Raw genomic sequence first — 26,049 nt, 5'->3', positions numbered from 1 at the left:
AAAAGATGCCTGCACTTGCCAACCTCAACATCGTTCCGTTCATCAGTGTTGAAAACATGATGGATCTGGCGGTCAGCACCGGGATCGAGAACTTCCTTGTTCAACTGGCCGGCTACATTGAAGAAGATTTCCGGCGCTGGGAAAGCTTCGACAAGATTCCACGCATCGCCTCGCATTCGCGGGACGGCGTGATTGAACTCATGCCGACGAGCGACGGAACGCTCTATGGCTTCAAATACGTCAACGGGCATCCGAAAAACACGAAGTCGGGACGGCAGACGGTGACCGCGTTCGGCGTGCTCTCCGATGTCGATAGCGGCTATCCGCTGCTGCTGTCGGAAATGACAATCCTGACGGCCTTGCGAACGGCCGCGACCTCCGCGATCGCGGCAAAGTATCTGGCCCGTAAAGATTCGCGCACGATGGCGCTGATCGGCAACGGTGCCCAAAGTGAGTTCCAGGCTTTGGCCTTCAAGGCGCTGATCGGCGTCGATCGGATACGACTTTACGACATCGACCCCGAGGCTACTGCTCGCTGCTCCCGCAATCTCCAGCGGTTCGGGTTTCAGATCGAGGCCTGCACCTCTGCGGAACAGGCGGTCGAAGGTGCCGATATCATTACGACAGCAACGGCCGACAAGCACAACGCCACGATCCTGAGCGACAATATGATCGGGCCCGGCGTCCACATCAACGGCGTCGGCGGCGACTGCCCAGGCAAGACCGAGATGCACCGCGATATCTTGCTGCGTTCGGATATTTTCGTGGAGTTCCCGCCACAGACCCGGATTGAAGGCGAGATCCAGCAACTCGCGCCAGATCATCCTGTGACGGAACTTTGGCGCGTGATGACTGGCCAGGACGTCGGCCGAAAGAGCGACAAGCAGATCACGCTTTTCGACAGCGTCGGATTTGCGATCGAGGATTTTTCGGCGCTGCGCTACGTCCGCGACCGCGTTGAGGGATCAAGCCACAGCAGCCCACTCGACCTTCTAGCCGACCCAGACGAGCCAAGGGATCTTTTTGGAATGCTGCTCCGTCGTCAGGCTTTCCGACGTTTGGGTGGTTGAACAGAAGTCATTATCGCACGGAATGCCAAGCACTCCCGAGGGGAACCCTGTGGTTGGCATGCACATACAAATGGACGAACGGATAAACCTTTTCACGCCCTTTTAAATATCCGATTATTCTAATAAACGCTCTTTTCTCTTAGGTTTACCCGCCAATATATCCTGTCAAACACTGATAGTTTAAACCGAAGGCGGGAAACGACAATCTGATCATGAGCGGAGAATTAAGGGAGTCACGTTATGACCCCCGCCGATGACGCGGGACAAGCCGTTTTACGTTTGGAACTGACAGAACCGCAACGTTGAAGGAGCCACTGAGCCGCGGGTTTCTGGAGTTTAATGAGCTAAGCACATACGTCAGAAACCATTATTGCGCGTTCAAAAGTCGCCTAAGGTCACTATCAGCTAGCAAATATTTCTTGTCAAAAATGCTCCACTGACGTTCCATAAATTCCCCTCGGTATCCAATTAGAGTCTCATATTCACTCTCAATCCAAATAATCTGCAATGGCAATTACCTTATCCGCAACTTCTTTACCTATTTCCGCCGCAGATCACCATCCGCTTCCCTTGACCGTAGGTGTCCTCGGTTCTGGTCACGCGGGGACTGCATTAGCGGCTTGGTTCGCCTCCCGGCACGTTCCCACGGCGCTGTGGGCACCAGCAGATCATCCAGGATCGATCTCAGCAATCAAGGCCAGTGAAGGAGTTATCACCACCGAGGGAATGATTAACGGTCCATTTAGGGTCTCAGCCTGTGATGACCTTGCCGCAGTTATTCGCTCCAGCCGTGTACTGATTATTGTAACCCGTGCGGACGTTCACGACAGCTTCGTCAACGAACTCGCCAACTTCAACGGCGAACTCGCAACAAAGGATATTGTCGTCGTGTGCGGCCATGGCTTCTCCATCAAGTACGAGAGACAGCTGCGATTCAAGCGAATATTCGAGACGGATAATTCGCCCATAACGTCTAAGCTATCGGATCAAAAAAAATGTAACGTCAACATCAAGGAAATGAAAGCGTCTTTCGGACTGTCATGTTTCCCAATTCATCGCGATGATGCTGGCGTGATTGATCTACCCGAAGATACCAAGAACATCTTTGCCCAGCTATTTTCCGCTAGAATCATCTGCATCCCGCCGTTGCAAGTGCTATTCTTTTCCAACTATATCACTCATGCGGTTCCGGCAGTCATGAACATCGGAAGACTCCGCGACCCAGCCAATTCTCTTACTAAAAGAGCTGAGAAGTGGCTTCTTGAACTAGACGAGCGAACCCCACGAGCCGAGAAGGGCTTTTTCTTTTATGGTGAAGGATCCAACACTTACGTTTGCAACGTCCAAGAGCAAATAGACCACGAACGCCGGAAGGTTGCCGCAGCGTGTGGACTGCGTCTCAATTCTCTCTTGCAGGAATGCAATGATGAATATGATACTGACTATGAAACTTTGAGGGAATACTGCCTAGCACCGTCACCTCATAACGTGCATCATGCATGCCCTGACAACATGGAACATCGCTATTTTTCTGAAGAATTATGCTCGTTGGAGGATGTCGCGGCAATTGCAGCTATTGCCAAAATCGAAATACCCCTCACGCATGCATTCATCAATATTATTCATGCGGGGAAAGGCAAGATTAATCCAACTGGCAAATCATCCAGCGTGATTGGTAACTTCAGTTCCAGCGACTTGATTCGTTTTGGTGCTACCCACGTTTTCAATAAGGACGAGATGGTGGAGTAAAGAAGGAGTGCGTCGAAGCAGATCGTTCAAACATTTGGCAATAAAGTTTCTTAAGATTGAATCCTGTTGCCGGTCTTGCGATGATTATCATATAATTTCTGTTGAATTACGTTAAGCATGTAATAATTAACATGTAATGCATGACGTTATTTATGAGATGGGTTTTTATGATTAGAGTCCCGCAATTATACATTTAATACGCGATAGAAAACAAAATATAGCGCGCAAACTAGGATAAATTATCGCGCGCGGTGTCATCTATGTTACTAGATCGATCAAACTTCGGCACTGTGTAATGACGATGAGCAATCGAGAGGCTGACTAACAAAAGGTATGCCCAAAAACAACCTCTCCAAACTGTTTCGAATTGGAAGTTTCTGCTCATGCCGACAGGCATAACTTAGATATTCGCGGGCTATTCCCACTAATTCGTCCTGCTGGTTTGCGCCAAGATAAATCAGTGCATCTCCTTACAAGTTCCTCTGTCTTGTGAAATGAACTGCTGACTGCCCCCCAAGAAAGCCTCCTCATCTCCCAGTTGGCGGCGGCTGATACACCATCGAAAACCCACGTCCGAACACTTGATACATGTGCCTGAGAAATAGGCCTACCTCCAAGAGCAAGTCCTTTCTGTGCTCGTCGGAAATTCCTCTCCTGTCAGACGGTCGTGCGCATGTCTTGCGTTGATGAAGCTTGCGGTCAATTATGCAGCAGTTTTTCGGTGCATGCGAGCCCACAAATGAGGTGCAGGTCACACACCTTGCCAAGTGACGACAAATCGTTAGGCGGGCCTAGGGCGACTTTTGCGACAGCGTGTCGGGGCTCAGCAGCTGAAAATTCAAAAGCGCTAATCAATGCTATCAATCTGTCGTGTTTTCACACGGCATCAAACGGTCACCAATGGCGTCAATGGGCTTCCCAGGTCAATATAAGAACCAACGGCTCAGATTTACCAGCGGCAGGTATTTTGTAGTACATCCAAAACTGCGATGACGGTAGCTAATTGGCAGGTTCGAGATTTGACGCTTATCCTGCGCACCGGCGAGATGCAGAGTCGCTTGGAACAGGCGAGAACGGATTTCGGAGCTTTACTTCCCGAAACTGTATACTTTCAGCCTTCCGCGATTAGACTTGGTGAGTTTGATGATGAGTACATCCTCACTCGACAAGAGCTGGTCTATGTTTACCTTCGTGAAGATATTGCACGCCAATGCGCCTTGCGTCGACACCTACCGTCCAACTCCTCTAACTCCGGAATAATGGCAACTGCAATACCGCCGTGGTTGATGGATGCACGCAGGCTGAATCGAGTTATGCAGGAAAGGTGCGATCAAGGTGGCCTCGTCCACTACTATCAAGGCCCGCATACAAATCAGTTCTTTTTAGCGATCATGCCAAGCAACTGCTTTGTTCGGTTCGGGACCGACGTAATCAACAATGAAAACTACGGTTTTTATGCCCGGGGAGGAAATTACACTGAGGAAGGAGAAGATGACGACGATGAGATGGACGATGAAGACGAGACTGGCGGAGCGGAAACAAGAGATTCTCAGACAGGAAACCTTATCAATTATCCGATCATTGCTTTAGGGTCATGCCATCTTTCGGCATAATTCCCGTCGACGACTCCTAATAAAGTCGCATAATCTATGAGAGTGTGCTTTGGATCTCTGTTATTTTTCGTGTTTCCAATGTCATCTAGTAACGAAATAAATACGTTATCTTCGTCTAAAAGCAGGGAATTTTTTCGGAAAACATCACCACCCATCATGGGTGTTGCTTGCAGTTTTCGAATCTAGCCTGGTAACAATCTAACGGGCGTCTATTTCTAACCATACCGTGAGATTGTGATTTGAATTAATTCAATGAACAACTTAACATCATTACTCTTAAATAAGAATATAATTATCTCTAGGTTTTTCCGGGTTCGATTGAATATGACAAGAACTACAAGTTCAATACTATTGCCTTATTCCTTTAATACTCAATACAACGAGGTTCTCAGACACACCTTGACATAATAATAGATTTTATAAGCACCTCTATGATGCAACTACTAGAATGACATAGACTTCGAAACCCGGCGCCATTAAAACTAGACAGCACCATCTGACTCCACGTCATCAAGAGCAGCCTCAGGGAGGAAAGCTGAACAGCCCACAGCGATCAAGTGATAATCCAACGGTTGGCTGGCGTCTGGCATTCTCCTTTTCCAAATGTCCTTGCTTTGACCAAAAGTGTTCCGGACGGCTCCTACGTGCTTGAACTCGTTGCTGGCCTGAATTGTTAGAAAGTACGAGGATGAGTGTTCATTTCTGCTGTAGTTGATCCGACCACCGTCTCCGCTGAAGGCTTGCAGTTGCTCCCTCACTTGCCGGAATGTATAACTGTCAGAATAGGGCTCCAACGTCGTGGCAATCAATCCATCAGGAGCATTTGAAACTAGAACCATGCTTTGCCGGCATATCCGATAATTCTCTTCATCGAGATAGACGTACAGAAATTCCCCGCTAGGATCGATGATGTCGCCAGACTTAGTGTGCAGATCGGTTTGGAACTTTTTTCGATAAGCTTTTGAAAGCTCCGAGAGTTCATCCTGCAGTTGATCATCTTTGCCATGAGAAAGGCATGGTACAAGCCAACCTTGCCGAGTCATGCTCTTTCGATCCTGCGTTTTTAAGAAAAGAAACAGCTGAGCTTGGCTGCAATGGTAACAATTAGTGTCAAACTAAATATTAATAGGCAAACTGAAGACACTCCCCGCAAATTTCGCAGTTTTTGTCGCTTTCACGAATATCCGTGACTTTTGCGCGAAAATAATGGAAATGATTCCCGGTGTATAAACAACGTATAAGAACTTATTTATAATGTTAAAAAAGGTGTATTTACTCTTATTCGTTCGATGACGAAAATGGAAGAACATTCATAAAACTTATGTTCTAAATGAACACTTAAATAGGTTATTTTACAATCATATCTATATCTAGACATCGTAATTTTAAGACGCAGTCTATTATTTCCAAAGGAATTAAGAAGCTGTTCTCCAGCATAAAATTTGAAAACAGAATGATGTCTGAAGCACTTGCCGCCCTGCCACAACAAGACAAAGCTAAAAACAATTGCGAACATCTTATTCAAATGAAGACAGGTGTGACGCGGAGCTGGTGCAAACTAATACATTCCGAATGGATGACCTTCGAATCCGTCGTAAGCGGCTGCGTTAACTCGAGGGAATTTCTGTTCTTGTCGGCGTGCATGGATGAGATACTCCTGAGCGATCCCATGAATCAACTTATCCTCCATATCTGCGTCAAGCTGCAATAGCATATCGGATGTGATCTGGTTCTGGCTAGCAAACAACATGGCATATCGATATCCATCGATCTCTTTCAGTATGGGCCTCAGCCGAGGCTCTTTCCAAAGATCAACCAACTCTTGGATAATAGAAAGGCCTGCAGCAGGGCGTAACATCTGCTTAACTCTGGCCTTGGCCACGTTCATGAAGGTCTCCTCGTCTGCTAACTCGTGGCGAATAATATGCCAACGAAAATCCGCACTCCAATAACTGCTTTGCGCCATGCACTTGAGCAACGAGATAGATCCTCCCTCAAGAATAAGCCCGCCGTGGGCCTCATAATTATACACCTCCCCCATCAGCCTTTCATGAGCTTGCTTGGCTGCGATGATACCCTTCACCAGAGGCCGATCATCAAGGTATAGACGGCTCGTTCCTTTCAGTTCTTCCACTGTTGGTCGTCCGCTTCCGGTTGACAGCTGAGGACAACATTGGACCCGATCGAGCGAAAGGACTGGAAGCCCAGTCTGCTGGGCAAGAGCTACCGCGGTCGACGTCTTTCCTGTGCAAGTTGGACCGAAAATTAGACGCAGATCCATAAGTTTTTTGCGGTATCTTGAATACAAATTGACTTTTTGGATTAGAGAAGTGTACTACCAGAGGCGGTTATATTGCCTCCTCGAGATTCCTTATTGAAGAGCAACTGGCTTTACCGTCTCCCCAAAGGGCAATTTGTTTTTCAACAAAGTGTGGGGCATGGCTGTCTCCTTGAAAGCAATTTGTCACTAACGAGGGCACCCTTAAGTCAAATAAGGCTGACTAAATCAGCAATACAGAGGCAGCTATTCATGCCACTCGGGGACGTTTTTCCGCACTTTACTGCCACTTGTCTGCGCTGATTACACCATTGCTGGCGACAGAGTGAGATCTTTTGTAATATTTGATTAGGTGAGACGTCAAAATAAGGGCGACTATTTCACAATTGACGTAAATTTCCCTCTAGTTTGGCACATATGATAGCAATTCTTTAACAACGGCGTCTATTATTTACTTTTTTCAGTCGTTGTCATTGTAACAGAATCAAAGATATGGTTGAAATAACAGTGCCATTTCAATAAATGCGACAGTTAATATTTTAATTATACATCATCATATTATGGCACACTTCAACATCATGAAAGATCAATACAATAACATACATTTTTTATTTTACGCCATTACCTTCGTTGTTAAAAATCAAGATTGCATTAATATGCAATTTATAAAACGTGCAATACTTGTAACAGGATCCGTAGATTAATTTCTATTGCGGTAGTTATATCTCTTCCAAGAGTGTTCGAGAGGATTGTCCTTTGCCAAAATACCTCCACAATTGTGGATAATTGCACAGACGGCGTTACACGCGGTCTGAATAGCGCCCTCCACCCATCCACCGGTGAAGGAACAACTGCAACCCGCCAAGTAAACTCCGGTATCATTAGTCATGTCCAGCGCTTGAAAGAAAAGTTCTTCAGAATAAAAATCCTCGCCACGCCGGTTGAGTTTGAAAGCTCCCCCGGCATTCTCGTCTGTAAGCCAATCATGTTGAACAACATTTTGGTCGTAATCAGCGCAGGCGGGAACTAGATGCTGGGCAAACGCCGGGAAAGATCTCGAAATTGCGTCCCGCAGCAGACAGAATCGCTCTTTTTTGTCGGGAACCGCCAACAGCTTGTGGGAGTCGTCCTCCCATGTATAACTGATGAGCACCAGACCTTTACCATTCGGATCCTGCGGCTCATAGTCCAGGCAGTACACTGCTTTTGCGATCCCGTCCATGAGGACACAGGACGGGAGGATATGGTCTAACCAAAATTTTCGTTCAGTCAGCAGGAAGAGTTTTGACGAGCCTGTCATATGGCTGTTATCAACCGCTTGGTTCACTGGTGCACGAAAAATGGTGGTATCGCATGTCAGACAATGCCTGAGTTGGATATTTGCGAGTCCAGATGTAACCACCACCTTATCATAAAGTTCAGATATCCCGCTCTTAAGCCTTATCTTTATTTTTGTCTTTTCTTTCTCAATCGCCCTGACTTGAACATGGCGTATACGCTGGCTTACAGACACACCGTTAACCACTTGAGTGGCTATTCGACGTGGAAGTTCTGAGATTCCTTCAGAGCACATCCGCTGATTTTCTTCATATCCGTTTATGACCAAGCGAAGGATCTCAATAAACCCGCTTTCAAAAACTGGACCAAACCCGCCAGATCCTATTCCCATTAGCTTGAATAGGTCCCAATCATGAGGGAAACTCCATGTTTCACCACCAGGAGGATGCGTGCCCAGAAAGATCCTCTCTATCGCTGAAGAGAAGGACTCCCTCCCGAAACGGTTCAGCCAAGTTTGCCAGGAGTCATGAGCCCGCCTAATGTCTCCTGATTTCAAGGCTTGAGTAATAGCAACAGGCGAAGCCAACACAATATCTCCCTCATGGAAACCGTCCTTCAAGAACGCACGCCAACCGCTGTAAACGCGATGGAACAGCTTCGGTGGCTGCTGCCCGGCTTTCCACATGTATCGGAGGCCTTGGTAGACCAAGTTAGTGTCGACTGTGCCGGGATTTGGGAACGGCCTCATCGAAGACAGGCCGTACCGCTCGAGGAAGAAAAACAAGCACGATGCAGCAGGAGGAAATCGCATCGCCCCCATTTCGGCCACCACGCTGGGAGCGTCCTTGAAAGCATGTGACCAAAGCTTGCCTCCAACCCGATCACTTGCTTCATATATTGTAACATCGTCTACACCAGCATGAAGCAGTTCGCTTGCCACCACGAGTCCGGAAATGCCAGCGCCAATGATCGCCACTTTTGGCTTAGGAACATCTTCCGGAAAGAAGCCGATCCGTCCACTATCGGAACATTGGTCAAAAAACGATCTGTAGTCATAGAGCAAGTCAATTGTTGGAAAGGAACCTGCCGAAGCCTTCAGCATCAGGTTTCGACCATAAGCTACCATGTCAAATGGTACGGCCTCTTCAAGGGTCAGGGTAAACCCGGTAACGCGTTTCGTCGTGCCTTTCTCGTAAGGCGGCATTTGCAGGGTTCGGGAGCGGGCAGTCTTAGAGATTGAAATGGCCACGAAATGACTAAGATCGCTGGATGCACATCTTTTACCGCTCAGCAAAAACAGGGTTTGGAGAAGTTGTGCTTCGGAGAAATCCATACAAAATGGTGCAAGGTCGATGGCAACGAGACCACTCACTCTTGCTCGCGCCCAAGGTTCCGATTCAAGTATCCGCCCCAGAATTTCCTTGCCAACATAGATGTAAGCGGAGAGGGCTGCTACCTTCTCACCAGCTGAGATCTCGGGAAAGCGACCGTCGGCCAGCCTTTTGCAAGCTAACCCAGCGCTGCACTCGCCGGAGATTTGAGTAATCCTCCTTCCCCTAGAAGCTTCACGTTCTGAGAAGGCATCGGAAACCCTGCGGTCCAATTCATCAGCCTTATCGACCATTATCAGATCCACCATTTTGGTAGAGAAATGATCGCACTGGTTATCAAGGAGAGCTGAAGCTGACATTGCTAGAAAAGATTGGTCTTTGTGTAGATAACTAACGACATCAACCGTTTCTATTTAAGTTGAAAATCGGGGAACATACTGTTCATTGACATCCCAATGGAAAGCGACAATTTGGGCATTTTTTAATACAATATTCACGCAGGTCCACCTCGCCGCTCAATCAAGTTGAATATTGATTGATACAATACTGTTTCCGTTTGAAAAAGCGACCTTAGTGCCTCCAATGATTAGTATCATACGCCGTGATTGCGGAATTCCCTCCAATAATCGCGCAATTTGGGTCCAAGCGGTATATTTATTTAATCTGAAATGGCCCTGAAATCCCCAAACCAGAAAAATGGTGCCCATTACCTCGTTAGCACAAACCCTAGAACGCCTGAGACGGAAAGACTACTCCTGCTTAGAACTAGTAGAAACTCTGATAGCGCGTTGCCAAGCTGCAAAACCATTAAATGCCCTTCTGGCTACAGACTGGGATGGCTTGCGGCGAAGCGCCAAAAAAATTGATCGTCATGGAAACGCCGGATTAGGTCTTTGCGGCATTCCACTCTGTTTTAAGGCGAACATCGCGACCGGCATATTTCCTACAAGCGCTGCTACTCCGGCGCTGATAAACCACTTGCCAAAGATACCATCCCGCGTCGCAGAAAGACTTTTTTCAGCTGGAGCACTGCCGGGTGCCTCGGGAAACATGCATGAGTTATCGTTTGGAATTACGAGCAACAACTATGCCACCGGTGCGGTGCGGAACCCGTGGAATCCAAGTCTGATACCAGGAGGCTCAAGCGGTGGTGTGGCTGCTGCGGTGGCAAGCCGATTGATGTTAGGCGGCATAGGCACCGATACCGGTGCATCTGTTCGCCTACCCGCAGCCCTGTGTGGCGTAGTAGGATTTCGACCGACGCTTGCTCGATATCCAAGAGATCGGATAATACCGGTCAGCCCCACCCGGGACACCGCCGGAATCATAGCGCAGTGCGTAGCCGATGTTATAATCCTCGACCAGGTGATTTCCGGACGGTCGGCGAAAATTTCACCCATGCCGCTGAAGGGGCTTCGGATCGGCCTCCCCACTACCTACTTTTACGATGACCTTGATGCTGATGTGGCCTTCGCAGCTGAAACGACGATTCGCTTGCTAGCCAACAGAGGCGTAACCTTTGTTGAAGCCGACATCCCCCACCTAGAGGAACTGAATAGTGGGGCAAGTTTGCCAATTGCGCTTTACGAATTTCCACACGCTCTAAAAAAGTATCTCGACGATTTTGTGGGAACAGTTTCTTTTTCTGACGTTATCAAAGGAATTCGTAGCCCCGATGTAGCGAACATTGTCAGTGCGCAAATTGATGGGCATCAAATTTCCAACGATGAATATGAACTGGCGCGTCAATCCTTCAGGCCAAGGCTCCAGGCCACTTATCGGAATTACTTCAGACTCTATCAGTTAGATGCAATCCTTTTCCCAACTGCACCCTTAGCGGCCAAAGCCATAGGTCAGGAGTCGTCAGTCATCCACAATGGCTCAATGATGAACACTTTCAAGATCTACGTGCGAAATGTGGACCCAAGCAGCAACGCAGGCCTACCTGGGTTGAGCCTTCCTGCCTGCCTTACACCTGATCGCTTGCCTGTTGGAATGGAAATTGATGGATTAGCGGGGTCAGACCACCGTCTGTTAGCAATCGGGGCAGCATTAGAAAAAGCCATAAATTTTCCTTCCTTTCCCGATGCTTTTAATTAGCTGTATGCCACGCCACTTATTGTCTAATAAATCTGCACTTCAGTTAGCATTATCTGAATGTGATAGAAATTTCTTCAGACAGGCTTGTCGTTCCCGAAATCAAAACAGCTACTTGACATATACTCTACAGTTATTGCGTCTCCACGGAATAGAATACGCATTATCTTTTGACTCAATAGTGAATTAGATTCCCAAATAAAATTAAAGTAGAGAATTTCGTAGGCTGCACCTACAATTTGTTTTGAGCGCCAGAACGGCTCAAGGATTAGACAGGGGCCCCAAGCCAAAAATATTAACCATATATATCTTTAGCAAATAATTTATCACTCATAAAGCACGCAACAATACAACATAGAATTCATAGTACATATGGGAAATACGCTGATTATCTTAATGCTGGCTACAGCATTTTATTATCATTACATAGGATCGATACATTTCGTTACAATCGGACACTGTTGCTTCATCCCCGCTGACACACCTCTGCGCATTAGACCAAGCGCTTCAACAAGAAGGTGGGAGCCATTGACCACCACACCTTGGGTTCTTTTTCAGCCCGTTATCATGAAAGAGGGCTTTGCCGACCGCGATTATTTCAACACAGAAAGGATCAACCCGGGATGGCGCTAAGAAGCTATCGCAGCCGATCTTCATATGCGAGAAACTTGGATTTTGAAGCGAAGTAGGAAGGAAAGCAATATAAGCATCCAAATCATGTGTTTCATTGCTTGTATTCTGACAGACGTTGTTGTGCCACGACCTCATAGTTTCTTTTGTTATTCCTTCCGCATAGGGTGGAACGGTGGAGATGACTACGCCTTCGTCGGAAACGCCGTCATAAAATCGCTTGTGTGCGTACTTTCGCATTGCTTGAAACGAACAATAAACGTACGTTAGAGAATCATTGAGTATAATATTCAGGGGTATACCTGCTGGGCCTGGCAAGCAAGCAACTTCGCAAAAGCGCTTGACCACTTCATCTATAGCTGGATCAATGGGAACATCAGTATTAATGATGGAATTCATCCAGGAACGTTGAGCAGGTATGAGATCCTCTTGTGCAAAGCTGCGATAAGCAATCTCTGTGTGACGTAGGACGAGTTTAAGTTCACGCCGATCTTGTATATTCGAGCTGTCGATAATGTTGAATATCGGTCGACTGTGATACATATCGAACTAGTTACTTATTTTTGAATGTAAATTTCAGTCACAGTCAATAATTAAACGCGCTTCAATGCCACTTATATTGGGCGACTCTATAGCATCAATCACGGGATTGGTTTGAAATTAATTGAGTCGAATCTCAACACCGAAGTATTTCGTCCTTTTACCCTATTAAACTATTTATCTTGATGGAGGATTTTTCAAAAATGGGGCCTGCCTTTCGCTGAAAACACCGACAAAGGTGTGATGTTAGGTCGAAAATTTGAAGATTTCCGCAACTAATCGGATAGTGGCCGACAAATTGACGCCGAAAATAACAATGACTGATTATCCGTGGAGTGATTCCAGCTAAGTTATGCCCCACAATAAAATATTAGCTAAAACTGTCAGAATTTGTGCATTATTTAAGTACTCCATTTGGCAATATCTATATACTCCACGACAAATTTTGCTTGTCACTTTTAGATCGAAATCGCTGCAATTCCCGCCGTGCACCCGGCAATTCGCTTTAGCTCGCAAATGGCTGTGAATGTAAGAGTACTTTATATTTTACTCACCATGTCGTGTCGTAACCTCCCGTTTTTTTGCGCAGGTCCTTTGTCAACGTAAGCCACTCAAGGTGGAAGGAACCGTTTGGCCGGCTTGGACACTCCATTGGGATCTACCAGAAAACGTTACTCCCCCCGAGGTTCTCGCACGCCATTCTGTCCCAAGGCTTCTAGAGCGGCTCGAGGAAGACCTGCCCTTACAGGTCATTGAGCACAGAGGAATGTTCAATTTAGGGAAACGAATTCAAGAATGCACCGCGAGCTCATTGTTGGCCGCGCTCGGGCAAGGAGGACGCAATCTGAGCGAGTTGGACGTCTGTTTAACTTCAGATAATGTAGCTATCGTTTCTCATGATCTTAACACTTGGCGAGTGTCTGAAAAGTTGGGAGATAAGCTTTTCAATGAAATTCACTCATCAAAAATCAAGGATGTACCTGTTATTATTCGAGAGGTATCAAATGGGATAATACAAGACAAGTATCTTGAAACCATTGATCATATTCCTTTGTTAACTGAAATATTCAGCAAGGTATTTTTGGCTAATTCAGATGCCACCATTTTCCTAGACGGTAGGAACTACGAGGCTCACGTGATTGTGGCTTGGCTTAGCCACCGGCCGGAATACCATCAAAGAGTTGTTGTACTTTTCTATACATTTGAATACCCACACGGCGGTGCCTTCGTTGATGCAGTTTTAAATGCCCAGCCCGCATCTGCTTGGAGGAAATCAATCGCCCTGATGCCCGCTCTTTTTCCTGAAGAACTGTGCCGACTGGCCCGTCTGCGTCAAGTTACTGAACCCACAGTCGATGATTTGTATTTGGCAGGCAAAGCCTGGTTTGATTCCATGCTAATGCAGGACATGAGGATCGTGGCGGCACATGTTGTTTTCTCCGGGGTGACCAGAAATTTGCTGGGCCAAGTTGTCGATAAAGATGTCTTGTTGGCTTTCGATTCAGATCAAGCCGCAGTGAGACTCGCGTATTACCTCAAGGAGGATACGATGATTAGAGCTAAACGCCCTCACCTGAAGTTTGCTGCGGTCACTAGATGCTATGACTTCGCAGCCCTCCTGGATTCCGGCGAGCGGGGTGAGTTCTCCATCGACATTAAAACAGGCAGGGCCCGACGTCATGAGACAGACGAGCGGAAACACATACGTTGGAGAAAAGGAACACCAGGAAATTCGGCAACAATTGCGGACTGGGTAATCTCAGATCGACCTGAAGATGAAATGGCTATCTGGGAATGGCGAAATCAAGGAATCGATCGTGAAGTTTCTCATCTAAGTCCACACTTGGATCTTAATATAGAAACGTCAAAATAAAAGTCTCGTAATTGAAACAATATGTTTATTAATTTCGATATATCAATGTGTTCACGCGTATTCTATCTTTTTATTCGAGATGTATGTCGTCCATTATAATGAATATGTAATTTTCTACATTTCGAAGATAACTTTAGACGTGTTAAATCTCTGTTATTTCGCGCCAGATTTACAATAATTCTCATTGGTGGCGAGCGCCACTTTGGCATGCATGAGGGTGGTCTCGGTCCACGGAAAATGTTTGTTGAAAATTACCCTGATTGTGAAAAAACTGAACTCTTTTCCGCTCGAGTGGCGGGAGCACTGACTCATGCCCGCCGGTCGAATATTCTTTTCGTTTCTCATGGCGGTGTACTCTCAGTAGTTGCTACACTGCTCGGGGTTGAGCTGACCGCGATGCAAAGATGTAACGCGTGTGTTCTCCACTTCAAATTCGATGGTTCATCTTGGAACGTCCACACTAGAGACAGCGGGGTGATTTTGGTCACTGGTGCATCTGGAGGCATAGACAAGGCCATCGACGACAACCTGATGCGGCGTGGTTTTCGTTTGAGCTTAGGAGCGCGTAGCGTGGAAAAACTGGAAGCCACTTTTGGGTTTCAGAATGAATCTCTTCACTTCGCACGTTTTGAAGCTGAGGACCTCCAAACGATGGAGGAGTGGGTATCGACGGCCATGATAAAATTTGGGAGGATAGATGGCCTTGTTAACAATGCTGGGGATGGAACACGGGTAGCGCTTGCGGAGGGAATTGACTATGAGCAGCTTGAGAGACAGTGGAAGATCAACGCTGGGGCTCCGCTGAGGATGATCATGCTGTGCCTGCCTCAGCTCGCGAAAAGTGGATCTGGCCGGATCGTCAATATCATCTCCATGTCAGGCCAGCGGGTTCTGAACTCGTTCGTTGGTTACAACATGACAAAACATGCCCTCTCAGGTCTCACGAAAACAGCCCAGCATGTTGGGTGGGAGTCCGGCGTTAGAACAATGGAAATATGCCCAGGCTATGTGGCGACAAAAATGAGTGCTTGGACTGATGAGATTGAGGATGATGGTAAGATCCAGCCCGAGCACATAGCTGAACTTGTTCGACAGGCTATCGAGCGTCCTAACAACGCTTTTGTCCCAAAGATTGAGGTGCTGTGTATTCAGCAGCCATTGGCCGTCCGCTCCCGGTCGAAAGTTGGGGGCAGCATTGTATACGGTCCAAAGCCAAGACCGGGATGCCAGTGTGCTCACTGAGAGTTATCGCCGCCGCAGTTTTTCCAGTGCATGTCGGCCCGAAAATCAGGTAGAGGTCCATGATTGTTCTGGCGACGACTGATGCATTTGACGAACCATCAGGGGGAAATTTATAAGGACATCCCACGCCACGCATAAGGATGTTGAGGACAACCAAGAAGAGAGTCACCATCTGCCAAGATGAAAAAGTCAATGGGATTGATCACCAACTATGGGGTACTCGATTGATAATTCCCCTAGCAGGGTGCCGAATGAAAATTGCAGTGGCATAATTGGAGACCAGGTTTCTATTTTTGCGGCACGCCGCACTCGGTGACCCTTGGCCACGTCCATTTGTCTTTACGATTTTTTCAAAAATGCGATAATTTCGGGAAATCACTTCAAACTTAGTCGCTCGGATTCTCGATATTCAATAATTGAACTGCGAAATTATCGGGTTTGTGTTCGACAAATAATACCTATTAAATACCTATCTGATTACCTGTAGCAAACAACCATGTTCTATCAATATAGCATGATCGCTATTTTAAAATTTTTATTGATGGCCATATCAGCCAATAAAACATTTGTTTCAACAACATCACAAGGACCGCACTCGAACATAGATAATTATTTAAGCGAAAGCACAACCAGACAGCAAATTAATACAGATTCAGCGATTAAAGTAGAAATGCTTTGAAACAGATCGGAGCTTCTTGAAGAAGCGCTTCCAAGGTCTATGACGTTCATTCGGCACTCGATTTCCCGAAAGCAAGGGTTTGCAAGGATGATCTTGCGTCGGGGTCAGATTTGGAGGCCGCACGGGGTACACGGCGTCGGTTCCTAAAGCCGCTTCGGCCCAATTATCAGTTGTCTCCGCCGTTGGAACGTTGCGTGACAATTCGACACTGGCCCGAACATGATTCAAACGAGAACTCTCCCCGACGCTTTTCCAGTCCCAGGACGAGCCATCAGCTAGTATTTCGCTGAACAACGCTCTACCGAACGCGATGATGTGGCAAGGGAGTTCCAACCCTCCTTCTCGTAGAAAGAATTGGACATTTTCGCCACCCAGGTAAAACCGCGGCCCTCGCCGGAAAGCCGTGGTGGGAAGGAAGGCCACAAAATGACTCAAGTCTTCTTCGCCGGTTCCAGCTTCGACGCGATTTCCATCGCGTAAACGCTTGAACAAACATCGCACCATTTCGATTGTAACTCCGGTTCGGTAAGGAGCTAACGTGCATGCGAGAAGGTTCGCCCTTCCGAATTGGCAAAGATCCTTAGACTGCACATGACTCAGCATAGCTTCCCGGGAACAATAAACATAGATTGGCGCCGCGTCTTTACAGATCACCTCCTGCTCTGCGATGGACTGAAGCGTCGGCGGACGAGGAAATGGGAGACGAAGATATAACGCGGAAATTTCGTTTTTTAGCGCGCTCTCTGCCAATCGTCCCCGCCAGTATTTCGTCCAAATCTCCTGATAAATCAGGAGATTATCGCGGATATAGATATGATATAGGATGCATGCACTGGTCAAAAATAGATGCATTTCCATTCTGTCATTAATAGATTCAAGACTAAGCGGAGCGAAGCCTGGACGTGGTGGAACCATCATATCTATTTGCAGAAATGGTCTTCACCTCATCCGCTCAAAAGGCTTTAAATAGACCCTGCATCCAATTACACAGTTCGTCACACACAAGATAACTTTCGCTTACGACTATTTCCCGCTATTCATTGACTTTGTGTGGCATCAAAACGTATATGTCGTGATATGTATGGTATTCTTTTAAAACTATAGGTATCCGAGGCAATTGCCTGGGGATAAGAACTTTGAACAGCATGTTTACTATTTTACGACATATCGCACTGTTCTGTATGAATATTTGTTTCAAAAACACAAACAAACGAGATAATTTATTTCGCTTAGAAAGATGCTACAGTGCTTGAAAACAGAACGTAGTACATAGTGGCAATAGCCCACGATCTGCTGCCGACGTGCAACAGCAGATTATCATAACTTAAAAGATATTTCACAATAAACCGGTAAACGGCGATGCGGACCTTCTGGCTTCATTCCAACGCTTAGTTTCTTACAGGCAGGTGTTTGTCTTTCCGGTGAAGCAACAACGCAGAATTCCAAGACCAGAAGGCCTTTTTTTGGCAGCGGGATAGGCCAAACCAACCGCTACGACTTCAAAATGAAAGCGGGATCCTGGGAGCAGCGCAAAGAACTTATGAACATAACGATCATTGTGAACCTCATAAACGCTATATGGCAATTTCAGAAACGACTTGCTCGGGAGAAAGGCGACATAGGCTTCCAAAGCATCCGGAAGGAGGCAAGACCCTGGGGATATCAGGTTATGCCCATAGCGGACCTTCTCACGCGTCACGCCTGCATCGAAGGGTGACATGGAGCACACGACCGAGCCGATCTCTGAATGAAAAGACACAATACGTTCTTTTGCATATTCCTCAAGCTTCCTACGAGGACAGTAAATGTAGAGCGGATTATCATTCACGGCGATTGTGTCCAACGGCCCCAACCTTGGTCCGTGCAAGCATGCATACCTGCTGAACCATGTCAGGATGCCGGTCACAGCATCACCCGGATCGTCGTAGAGTACGAGTGACTTGACCCAATTTTTTTGGGCATCAGCCAAGGTTTGTTCCACAAAATTGCGATAAACCACGACTGCTCCGATCAGCACGAGCTTGGCCTCTTCGCGGTTCCGGATCCGCAGCAGGCTAATCACCGTGAAAACAGGACGCTGATATACCATCATTAAGCTTTATGCGGGGTGTAAGCATCCGGAGCTCTTTGGAGCCCCAGAGATTGAATCTTGCTTTATAGCTGAAAAACGCATGTGCAGGGAAGGTGATCATAGTAATTTTACGGATTTATACTGTTGAAATACCTTCTGGAAACAGCATTCCTGTCTGTTAAACTACAAACAGGACCCGTTACTTAACTATTGGATGAGCGTAGGGCCGTTTTTTTCGATAATTGACATGTGAATGACATAAAGCAGGTCTCGAGCTTATCGAGGTGATCCTTATCGCCACATTGTCAAAAAGCATCCACCATAGTCCTATAATTGCTGACAGACACGTAGCGTGCCTCCCTGGCTCATCGCAAAATTGAGGCTTGTGCCTTCGCTTGGCTCGTGACGAAGCCAGCTTTCGATGCCCGAAAACGATGGCCCACATTGTCTCACGAATCATTACCATTCTGTCAAAAAAATACGCTGTTTCACCAGGATGAATTTTCAATTTGTGTAAAATCTGTTCAATAAATAATACTTCCTCAAAGATGTTTCAGAAAAGCATCACGGACTTATTTTTATCAAATTATTTTTATCACATTCTTATCCTTGCATGAAACATGCATCCATATCATTACATGTCTCATCGGGAGATACACAGTGGCACTAGCATGGTTATATTGATCCCATACACTAGGGTTGTTTTCTATCCACGAATAGAAAACAGATTAAGTGCTGATAAGGTTCTGTAGTTCATCGAAGCTGAGATTTGGCAAACCAAATTCCTCGTCCGACTGGGAGAACAGCGTCTTCCCCACTGCGACGATGTCGTATGGGATTATGTCGTTCTCTTCTCTACTGAAAACGACAAAATGCTCCTCCGCGCCACCACGGGTGGTGATTTTGGACATGCTGATCGTGAATTTCTTACTGGGCAAAATGGCCACGAAGCAGCTTACGGCATGCGGCATGCTATAGGCGCCTGGCAAGATACTGTTGAGTACGTTCTTGAGCTCCTCTGCTGGAATATCCGTTCGGTATGGTGGGAGTGATGAAGCCAGCACAAATTTGCGATAGCACCGCAATAGGGTTTTTCCTTCGACGTATTGCGATAATAAATTCAGGGAGGTGTAGATGTAGATTGGTGAGTCATGTTGGCAAATTCTATCTGGCTGGACGGCGCCAGGAATGCTGCAACACGGCGTGAAGACACAGCTTTTGATTGCGCGCAGAGTCTCTTCGTCTAGGCCGGATTCGGACAGGACTCGGACAACCCAAGATTGCTGGAAGGGGAGAATCTTTCGAGTGAGGAAATCCCTATAATTTGCGACCGCCGCGCATAGGCTCTGCTGAAGTTCTTCCAGGGAGGTGTTTGCGAACAAATCAATTGTCGGAAAAACGGGGCGATCATCCCCTGAGGGTATCATATTTTGATTGTAAGACATTAGTGAGGTGTGCATGGCCGAAGGCTAATGGCCCTCTATTATAACACTCACCTGCCCAGTGATTGTCAAACATCGCAATAAAGAAAGTTTAGGTTACTATTTCGCTCGTGCCGCACTTGTCAAAGTGGGAAGTGAGCATATCAACATTTTCAAACGCTTGTTCCCAGAACACCGACGAATTCATTTGACCGTCACCAGAGCTTTGATGCTACTCAGATATTTGGGCACCGCGATGGGACCCGTGAAACAGCCTGGGTCCACTTTTGAATTGCGTTGCTCCTGAACATCATACCAACTGCCACGATAAGGACTTGTTTTTCACACTTTCGTGCAAATCAATAGTCAGCAATCGAACCTGCCGACAAATTTGAAAATCTCTCAACAAGTCTCGCAATGAGGTGAAACTGCTGTGTTCGAAACACGGAAGCAACCATGTTTCGGTTGGGTTGGAGAGGTTTATCTTAGCGACTCTCTTTCAAGAACGCGTCCCATGCCATACAGCCAGTCATTCAGGCAACGTCGCGCAGTTTGTCATTTCGCCCTACAATCACAGCGGCGCTAGAGGAAGCGACAGATTTTCGAATGATAGCTGGCTTTCCGAGAGTCGAGTTAAACTGTTGATGTGGGTTCTGCGTGCCAGATTGAATATTTCAATTTCATTGATACAGTTAAATATTCCGCGTATATGCCTCCCCTTTCCTTTAACGTTATGAACGTGCTGTTATACCATCCAAATGGAAAAATACAAATTCGCTGAAATACCAACAATTGAAATTCATTGAATCGCACTTGGCTCTATAATATTACACGATCCGTCGTACAGATTAAGTCATTGGCATCATTATTAGGCGAACGGCACATTTTCTTTCCGAATAGAAAACTCGTTTTCCTTTAAAAAAACAACTGACTATCGTCTAGTCGACGCCGCTGCTTTGACTTATAGGCCAAAACAGGACCGAGACCCACGCGGTGCATTTTTATTCGGTGGATTCGAGCACAATTAATAAAGGAGCTTTTGCATTCCCTGGATGCCTCAAGCTGTGCCAAGTTATCAATGGAGAACCAGAACACTCCGGTTGAGGCGATAGAAAGAAAGCTCAAAAGCAGCTGGCTTCACTCCCTCCATGTCAGAAAAATCCTCCCTTCACCCTTCTTGGGAGGACCTTACTCTTACATCACTGAGGAAACCGATGTCGGCCAAGAAGCAGACTGCATTCGAGGCCATTCCGTCACTCCACTGCCAGAAGATGAAGGCATGGTATCACATCATATGCAGCAGATCTTTTGTTCAACGCACCAGCCAGCGGCCCATGACCATGTAGATGCGTTTGCTTTAAGAGCAGCACCGGAACCGGCCGTCATTCCTGATGAAGATATTGCCGACAAATCTTATCGTCCATTCGCCAGTTCGGAGAACAGCTTGACGGATATCCTCATGCGCATGCCCCTATCCACGCGAAACGCTTGGGCCACTCAAGCGCGCAAGGAAAGAGACGACGCCTTTCGAGTTATTCTTGAACTCCCCAGCCTGCCCAAAGAAGTTAAAAAGTACCTGCGTCGAAGCGCGCAATCCATTCAAACGCAAGAAATGAGGTGGCAACTAAAATGCCACCTACCCCTTTGGGAGAGGGGTCTGTTCTGGCTTTGGTTGGTCATAATGCAGTTGGCGGTTGTCCTGCCCGACATAGTATCTGCCTCACTTGGAGCGGAAGTTGCCGTCTTGCGCTCTGGGCCTATTACTCTGCAAACACAGCTTATGGTGCTTGCGATTTTTGATTATCCTTGGGCGGACACGAGGCTCGCCGCTCACCTGGCTTGCGAAGTCTTCCTCGGAGGATTGCCAGTTTTAATTTTTGGCTTATTCGCCATTGCTATGCCCCAACATGAGGGAACCACATTTCACACCGCCAAAGATGTAGCATGGAAGGCGTCACTATGCATTCTGTGGCAAATGCTGATGCAGAACAGGAAGAACATCCGGGATTTATTAAAATACTCTTTCTTGCGGATGAAAAGGATTTCTACAGCTCAGAGTTCCGATTTCACTTCTGAATACACAAGATTGAGGAATTCCAGCACCATCATCTATTCCTGGCTCGACACCTTTGAGGTGAGTAACCGTCTCCGTATTCAGATCGGTTACCACAAACAAGACCATGAAGATGCCCTGAGGGTTCTCCGGTGGGTCGGCCATATTGCCGACGATAACGACCGCAGTCCTCGGGGAGGCAAAGCAGGCATACTAGTAGCAATCCTGACGATGGCTGGCCTGATATGCCTCTCTACGTTTCCAACCGATGCCTATTCAGGCCTTATTGCGGCGGCCAATCTTGTGCCGTTAGCTGCGCGGGCCGCTGTTGACGTTATGGATAATTCGCAAAGCTCGCACGATCTGTTGCGCCTTTTCACCGCAACCGCCGGCGTAAGTTTTCCAAGCACTTTATTCGTGCTGGGCAATTCGAGTTACTGGCTTCTGACGAAAAAATCTTTTCTTGCTGGGTTCGCCAACATTCATTTCTGGATAGCCTTCGTACTGATCTTTTTCCTGAGCCTTTTTCCCAAACTTTGGGGGAGACTATTCATGTACGTTGGCTCGAGACTCCTCAATGATCGTTCAAGAGCTTAATATTTTGTTGGTCCACTTCACCTGGAGGGAGAAAAACGCGTGATCCAAAAAAACCACCGCACAATGTATCTTCACACAAAAGCATCACGGCAGTCATTCACGTTTTAAAAAGATTCTATTATTACTTTAGATATACGGAGCTCATTACATCTTTCTCTAAGAGAAACTGTCATTGCATCAGCATAAAAGCGTCTTGTTTATGGGCCGTTGCTCATCTCATTATGATTACATAACGTTATACGCAATACAAAAATCCATATGCAAAAGACATACAATAAAATAAACGCCCAGCGTACAGATCGTAATACGCAGATTGAAAATCTGACATTACAATTTATTTATAGTGAATCCGCGGGCAAAAAGCCGACCAAGCGTAAGCGCCATTAGATATATTCGGACCTTTTAACTTCACTCCCTTTCAGCCCCAGATATTGGGCCAGTAAACTCATTTGCCATCAAAATAACAGCTTGAGACGGTAATTGAGAAGCTTCAACAAACAATTTCTGAGTTTCTCTTTACGGCTCCTATCTTCAAAAAGAGCCCGCCCCACACAAAGTATTTCGCAGCAAAAGGCATCCGTTTGCGACGGTGCCAAGAAACTATAGATACCATTCTTCGTGTGCCAATAGCTCGACTCCTGAAGCGAACTGGTTGGCAAGAATGCAATGTATGCATCCAAATCGTTCTTCCCGCTGCAGGTATTCACACAGGCCTGATTTTGCCAGACACTCATATCATCTCTCGTTACCCCCTCAGCATAGGGTGGAACTGTGCAAATCACCACGCCGCGATTCGAAATGCCCTCATAGAATCGTTTGGTTGCACAACTTCTCATCTCTTCGAACGAGCAATAAACATACATCGGAGAACCTTTGAGTATCAGGTTCATCGGCTCGAGTGTCGGCCCATGCAAGCAGGGCGCGTCTGCAAAGCGATTCAGCGCGTCATCAATGTCAGAATCTGGAGAGTTAAAAAGATTGGCGACTAAATCAACCCAGGAGCGCTGCGCGGAGGCAACCGTGTTCTGCACGAAATAGCAGTAATCTTCTTCAGCTACGCTCAGGACGGGTTTAAGTACCTCCCGTTCTCTTATCTCCCAGGTATCGACTATGTCGAACACGGGTCGTTCGTAGTACATTCTGCACTTTGGAGGTGCTTCCCAGGTCCCCCTGCCAATCTAGCGACTTTAACTGCAGAGCGCGCGTCCGTAAAGTATGAGGCTTCTATACACTGCCGCAGATAATAAAAATTAGTAATGTCGGCAAAAATACAGGGCCTCTAGAATAATAATTCAACCATAACGCAATAATTTCAAGAAATTTCTTTAGTCATAATAGCCGATATTATAATATTAGTCTCTTCTTTATAGGCATCATCCTTTTATAATTATGCACCTCCATCTGCCGACAGCGAAAACGTGTTTGTACTAACATCAAATGATAAACGTGCTCCTATATAAGAAATACTTTCGGCGGCCTAGATTGAAAGAAGTCAGACCCGTCGAACAGTACGATTTGAAAATTCTGGCATCCACTGCCATTGCGGCCGACACTGACCTTAGCTTTCAAAAAAGGAGCGGGATTCCCGCGCATGCTTATATCATGATGAATTTAAGACGCTATTCCTCAACTTCCAGCTGGCAGTCTTGTCTTATACATTTAAACTGGGCAAACGACCTGTGTAGCGCTTGCTATAACAAACTAAACCGCGCTCTTTCTGTGCGGCTGCGATCATTCGGTACCCTCCTGCTCTAGCCCGAACCGACGTTTCGAACACACGCTTTTCTCGAAATATGGATGTAGGTTCATCTTTTTCTTTCTTTTGATTTCCGGTTCATTCCGAGTTTTTAACCGGTTTTTTTCAGGTACTCTGTCAGCGCAAACCCTTCCCAGTGAAGGGTACGGGATGGCCCAGGTGGGAAATCCAGTGGGATCTCCCAGCAGGCGTAACTTCAGACGAGGTGCTTGCTCGTCATTCGGTACCACACCTTCTTGAACGCCTTTCAAGTCATAGAACACCGGGGCATGTACAACTTGGGGAAGGGCGTACAGGAGTGTACCGAAACCTCATTACTGACTGCCCTCGGAGGGATGGAACGGCGAAATCTTTCTGAATTGGATACGACACTAACTTCTGACAATTTGCCCGTTGTGTCTCACGACTTCAATACCTGGCGGATTTCCACGTTACCGGATAGACTGATCCGAGAACTCCATTCAGCAGATGTTAAGAATATACCGGTGATCATTCGAGAGGTTTCAAATGGTGAGATCACAGAATCATACACCGTAACAAACGACATCATCCCTTTTCTTGAGCCTCTTTTGGATAAGGTTTTCGACGTCAATCCGGGCGCAACCTTCTTTTTAGATGGTCGCGACTTTGAAGCCCACATTATCACTGCTTGGCTAAGCCGCCGTCCGAAATACCGTCAGCGTGTGGTCCTTCTCTTTTACACCTTCGAGTACTCCAGCGGCGAAGCGTTCTTTGACGCGGTCAAACAGGTTAGCCCTGAGCCTGATTGGAGGGAAACCGTCGCGCTCATGCCGGTGATTTTTCCTCAAGAACTTCCGAGGTTGGCAAAACTGATCGATCTTAGCGACATCGCCGTCGAGGACCTTTATGAAGGCGGCAAAATCTGGATCGATTCGATGCTCAGGCAGCCGATGAGAGTGGTCGCAGTTCACATTGTGATGGCCAGGGTAAAACCTGAGCAGCTGGGCCTCTGTGACAAACCGGAAATCGTTAGAGCCTTCAACGCAGATTACGCCGCAGTACGCCTTGCCTATTATGTGAAGGACAATCCAGAAGTGCGAAAGATGCGTCCACACCTTAAGCTGGCAACTGCAACAAGATGCTACGATTTCTCCGCTCAACTAGAAAATGGCGAGAAAGCAGAATTTTCAATTAACATCAGGACAGGGAGACCGATGCCACGCGAGACAGATGAACGAAAGTACATTCGCCGTGGCTATGGAATACCCGGCAATGCAGCAGCGATTGCCGACTGGGTTATATCAGACCGATCTGAGGATGAGATGTCATTCTGGGAATGGCGTAACAAAGGCGTTCCCCGCAGGGTTGATCACCACTGCCCCCATCTCGACGTTATAGAGCAAGATGGAAAATCTGTACCGTGATATTATTATAGAATCCTGTACATCAGACATAGGAAGCAATTTATGTTATCTATCTATCCTCTGCAATATTGAATTACTTATATAAGTTTCATATTTTATAATAGTCTATATATCTTGGTATATAAATGTATTTATAACTTTAAATAACTCGTAAAATAATTATAACTGTAATGACTCCGCGCTATATTTACACATAGACACACACATCATCTCATTGATGCTTGGTAATAATTGTCATTAGATTGTTTTTATGCATAGATGCACTCGAAATCAGCCAATTTTAGACAAGTATCAAACGGATGTGAATTCAGTACATTAAAAACGTCCGCAATGTGTTATTAAGTTGTCTAAGCGTCAATTTGTTTACACCACAATATATCCTGCCA

At 46.6% G+C, this 26,049-nt stretch carries 16 protein-coding genes and 1 pseudogene; 8 read left to right on the top strand and 9 right to left on the bottom strand.

All coding sequences use genetic code 11. From position 1 onward, the window contains the following. The first annotated feature begins 5 nt into the window (after nt 1–5). From ATU_RS23080 to ATU_RS23070, 3 genes are all read left to right on the top strand, one after another. Nucleotides 6–1,070 carry an ornithine cyclodeaminase gene (locus ATU_RS23080; RefSeq protein WP_010891456.1) on the top strand — a complete coding sequence of 355 codons (1,065 nt, stop codon included), beginning with the start codon at nt 6–8 and terminating at the stop codon, nt 1,068–1,070. Between the two features lie 507 nt (nt 1,071–1,577). Continuing rightward, nucleotides 1,578–2,819 carry a D-nopaline dehydrogenase gene (nos, locus tag ATU_RS23075; protein WP_010974826.1) on the top strand — a complete coding sequence of 414 codons (1,242 nt, stop codon included), beginning with the start codon at nt 1,578–1,580 and terminating at the stop codon, nt 2,817–2,819. Nucleotides 2,820–3,808: 989 nt separating this feature from the next. Continuing rightward, nucleotides 3,809–4,432 (top strand): RolB family protein, encoded by a 624-nt coding sequence (locus ATU_RS23070; RefSeq protein WP_010974825.1) that lies wholly within the window; start codon nt 3,809–3,811, stop codon nt 4,430–4,432. 482 nt (nt 4,433–4,914) lie between these two features. Here ATU_RS23070 and ATU_RS23065 read toward each other — a convergent pair whose 3' ends face one another. The 3 genes from ATU_RS23065 to ATU_RS23055 form a co-directional block, all read right to left on the bottom strand. Continuing rightward, entirely contained in the window at nt 4,915–5,475 is a 561-nt protein-coding gene (locus ATU_RS23065; RefSeq protein ID WP_010891459.1) for a RolB family protein, read from the bottom strand. 515 nt (nt 5,476–5,990) lie between these two features. Then, a complete protein-coding gene (ipt, locus tag ATU_RS23060; protein WP_010891460.1) occupies nt 5,991–6,713 on the bottom strand; it encodes an adenylate dimethylallyltransferase Ipt in 723 nt (240 codons plus the stop codon). Nucleotides 6,714–7,410: 697 nt separating this feature from the next. Further along, nucleotides 7,411–9,678, bottom strand: a complete 2,268-nt coding sequence (locus tag ATU_RS23055; protein WP_010974824.1) for an FAD-dependent oxidoreductase — start codon at nt 9,676–9,678, stop codon at nt 7,411–7,413. A 337-nt stretch (nt 9,679–10,015) separates the two neighbouring features. On the opposite strand from ATU_RS23055, the gene iaaH reads away from it, so the two are divergent. Further along, nucleotides 10,016–11,419, top strand: a complete 1,404-nt coding sequence (gene iaaH / locus ATU_RS23050; RefSeq protein ID WP_010974823.1) for an indoleacetamide hydrolase — start codon at nt 10,016–10,018, stop codon at nt 11,417–11,419. A gap of 504 nt (nt 11,420–11,923) precedes the next feature. On the opposite strand, the gene ATU_RS23045 is transcribed toward iaaH, so the two are convergent. Then, entirely contained in the window at nt 11,924–12,589 is a 666-nt protein-coding gene (locus ATU_RS23045; RefSeq protein ID WP_010974822.1) for a RolB family protein, read from the bottom strand. Nucleotides 12,590–13,352: 763 nt separating this feature from the next. Between ATU_RS23045 and ATU_RS23040 the strand changes: the two genes are divergently transcribed. Beyond that, a complete protein-coding gene (locus ATU_RS23040; RefSeq protein ID WP_045024010.1) occupies nt 13,353–14,459 on the top strand; it encodes a glycerophosphodiester phosphodiesterase family protein in 1,107 nt (368 codons plus the stop codon). A gap of 237 nt (nt 14,460–14,696) precedes the next feature. Beyond that, entirely contained in the window at nt 14,697–15,701 is a 1,005-nt protein-coding gene (locus ATU_RS23035) for an SDR family NAD(P)-dependent oxidoreductase (RefSeq protein ID WP_162993139.1), read from the top strand. On the opposite strand, the pseudogene ATU_RS26750 reads toward ATU_RS23035, so the two are convergent. The 4 genes and pseudogenes from ATU_RS26750 to ATU_RS23020 form a co-directional block, all read right to left on the bottom strand. Continuing rightward, nucleotides 15,664–15,762, bottom strand: a pseudogene (locus ATU_RS26750) (isopentenyl transferase family protein); the annotation flags it as partial. The gene ATU_RS23035 and the pseudogene ATU_RS26750 sit on opposite strands and share 38 nt — an antisense overlap. 591 nt (nt 15,763–16,353) lie before the next feature. Beyond that, on the bottom strand, nt 16,354–17,298 hold the full coding sequence (locus tag ATU_RS23030) for a RolB family protein (protein WP_010974819.1): 945 nt from the start codon (nt 17,296–17,298) through the stop codon (nt 16,354–16,356). 478 nt (nt 17,299–17,776) lie between these two features. Next, entirely contained in the window at nt 17,777–18,472 is a 696-nt protein-coding gene (locus ATU_RS23025) for a RolB family protein (RefSeq protein WP_010974818.1), read from the bottom strand. A gap of 707 nt (nt 18,473–19,179) precedes the next feature. Beyond that, the gene (locus ATU_RS23020; protein ID WP_045231701.1) at nt 19,180–19,896 is read right to left on the bottom strand and encodes a RolB family protein; all 717 of its coding nucleotides are present in this window, start codon (nt 19,894–19,896) and stop codon (nt 19,180–19,182) included. Between the two features lie 1,054 nt (nt 19,897–20,950). Between ATU_RS23020 and ATU_RS23015 the strand changes: the two genes are divergently transcribed. Then, nucleotides 20,951–22,522 (top strand): hypothetical protein, encoded by a 1,572-nt coding sequence (locus ATU_RS23015; RefSeq protein WP_010974815.1) that lies wholly within the window; start codon nt 20,951–20,953, stop codon nt 22,520–22,522. A 455-nt stretch (nt 22,523–22,977) separates the two neighbouring features. Here the strand turns inward: ATU_RS23015 and ATU_RS23010 are convergent, their stop codons facing one another. Beyond that, a complete protein-coding gene (locus tag ATU_RS23010) occupies nt 22,978–23,643 on the bottom strand; it encodes a RolB family protein (protein ID WP_233283094.1) in 666 nt (221 codons plus the stop codon). A 904-nt stretch (nt 23,644–24,547) separates the two neighbouring features. Here ATU_RS23010 and ATU_RS23005 point away from each other — a divergent pair. Next, nucleotides 24,548–25,663 carry a glycerophosphodiester phosphodiesterase family protein gene (locus ATU_RS23005; RefSeq protein ID WP_010974816.1) on the top strand — a complete coding sequence of 372 codons (1,116 nt, stop codon included), beginning with the start codon at nt 24,548–24,550 and terminating at the stop codon, nt 25,661–25,663. Nucleotides 25,664–26,049 lie beyond the last annotated feature (386 nt).

It is taken from the genome of Agrobacterium fabrum str. C58, assembly GCF_000092025.1.
Classification (GTDB): domain Bacteria; phylum Pseudomonadota; class Alphaproteobacteria; order Rhizobiales; family Rhizobiaceae; genus Agrobacterium; species Agrobacterium fabrum.
Note: the sequence above shows the minus strand (reverse complement) of the source record. Positions and strands in the feature narration are given on the sequence as shown.

Coding starts and splice junctions, on each gene's coding strand:
- ATU_RS23080 (WP_010891456.1), top strand. CDS start 6: ATGCCTGCACTTGCCAACCTCAACATCGTTCCGTTCATCAGTGTTGAA.
- nos (WP_010974826.1), top strand. CDS start 1,578: ATGGCAATTACCTTATCCGCAACTTCTTTACCTATTTCCGCCGCAGAT.
- ATU_RS23070 (WP_010974825.1), top strand. CDS start 3,809: ATGACGGTAGCTAATTGGCAGGTTCGAGATTTGACGCTTATCCTGCGC.
- ATU_RS23065 (WP_010891459.1), bottom strand. CDS start 5,475: ATGACTCGGCAAGGTTGGCTTGTACCATGCCTTTCTCATGGCAAAGAT.
- ipt (WP_010891460.1), bottom strand. CDS start 6,713: ATGGATCTGCGTCTAATTTTCGGTCCAACTTGCACAGGAAAGACGTCG.
- ATU_RS23055 (WP_010974824.1), bottom strand. CDS start 9,678: ATGTCAGCTTCAGCTCTCCTTGATAACCAGTGCGATCATTTCTCTACC.
- iaaH (WP_010974823.1), top strand. CDS start 10,016: ATGGTGCCCATTACCTCGTTAGCACAAACCCTAGAACGCCTGAGACGG.
- ATU_RS23045 (WP_010974822.1), bottom strand. CDS start 12,589: ATGTATCACAGTCGACCGATATTCAACATTATCGACAGCTCGAATATA.
- ATU_RS23040 (WP_045024010.1), top strand. CDS start 13,353: ATGTTCAATTTAGGGAAACGAATTCAAGAATGCACCGCGAGCTCATTG.
- ATU_RS23035 (WP_162993139.1), top strand. CDS start 14,697: ATGTTTGTTGAAAATTACCCTGATTGTGAAAAAACTGAACTCTTTTCC.
- ATU_RS23030 (WP_010974819.1), bottom strand. CDS start 17,298: ATGATGGTTCCACCACGTCCAGGCTTCGCTCCGCTTAGTCTTGAATCT.
- ATU_RS23025 (WP_010974818.1), bottom strand. CDS start 18,472: ATGATGGTATATCAGCGTCCTGTTTTCACGGTGATTAGCCTGCTGCGG.
- ATU_RS23020 (WP_045231701.1), bottom strand. CDS start 19,896: ATGTCTTACAATCAAAATATGATACCCTCAGGGGATGATCGCCCCGTT.
- ATU_RS23015 (WP_010974815.1), top strand. CDS start 20,951: ATGGAGAACCAGAACACTCCGGTTGAGGCGATAGAAAGAAAGCTCAAA.
- ATU_RS23005 (WP_010974816.1), top strand. CDS start 24,548: ATGTACAACTTGGGGAAGGGCGTACAGGAGTGTACCGAAACCTCATTA.